The organism is Micromonospora sp. U56 (assembly GCF_018070095.1).
In the GTDB taxonomy this organism is placed as follows: Bacteria; Actinomycetota; Actinomycetes; order Mycobacteriales; family Micromonosporaceae; genus Micromonospora; species Micromonospora purpureochromogenes.
Window position 1 is genome coordinate 1 of record NZ_JAGPYL010000278.1, and the last position, 853, is coordinate 853.

The following is an 853-nucleotide window of genomic DNA, read 5'->3' on the forward strand; positions in this document are numbered from 1 at the left end:
TAGTTGGTCGTCGGAGTGGTGTGCCACCCCTTCACCGCGGTGGTGACGTCCCAGTTCTCCCACTCGGGGTCGTTGGTGAACCCGTTGAAGCTGGCCTTCCAGGCAGTGTCGTAGTCACCGCCGGCCGTGGTCCACGCGTTCACCCCGTCGTAGCTGTTCCAGGTGGCCTTGGTCTCGTTGAAGGCCCGCTTGAGCTTGTAGACGTCGACGTATTCGTCGGTGTCGGTGCCCGGGTACAGGGCGTTGTTGTACATCCGCAGGTCGGCGTCGACGATCTGCGCGTCGGTGGGGATGCCGGCCAGGGCGGGGAACTTGACCAGGCCCCGGGTGTCGCCGAACCAGCTGGAGTTGTTGCCCGGGCTGACGTACGGGTCGCCGTCGTAGGAGTTGACGTTCTCGGTCGGCCGGGCCGCCGAGAGCGTGGTGTCGATGACGCCGTTGGAGCCGGTCGCGTCGGTCGCCGCGCTGCGGTAGATCCGGGTGATCTGGCCGGCCTTCGGCAGCATCGCCTGCTGGGTGGGGCCGGCGATGACCTGACCGTCCTGGGTCTTGACCGCGACCATGTAGTAGTAGAACTTCCGGGCCATCGGGTCGGTGTTGTCGGCCGCCGTCGGCACCGCGGTGGTGTCCTGGTACGCGCGGGTGGCCGAGGAGACCGGCGAGATCAACGTCGCGGCCGAGGGCTCGAAGTTCTGGTGGACGCTGCGGTGCACCTGGTACTCGACAATGTTGTCGCCGGTCGCCGTCGACGGGTCGACGTACCCGGGCCAGTCCAGTACCGCACCGGTCGAGGTGATCGTCGTCGGCGGGTTCACCGTGACACCCGGCCGGCCGTAGGTGACCACCAGCTTCG

The 853-nt window shown here is 67.4% G+C and carries 1 protein-coding gene; it reads right to left on the minus strand.

Going from position 1 to position 853, the window contains the following annotated elements:
* A partial coding sequence (locus tag KBX37_RS35775; RefSeq protein ID WP_210779897.1) for a DNRLRE domain-containing protein occupies positions 1–815 on the minus strand: 815 nt, incomplete at its 3' end.
* Between the last annotated feature and the right edge of the window lie 38 nt (positions 816–853).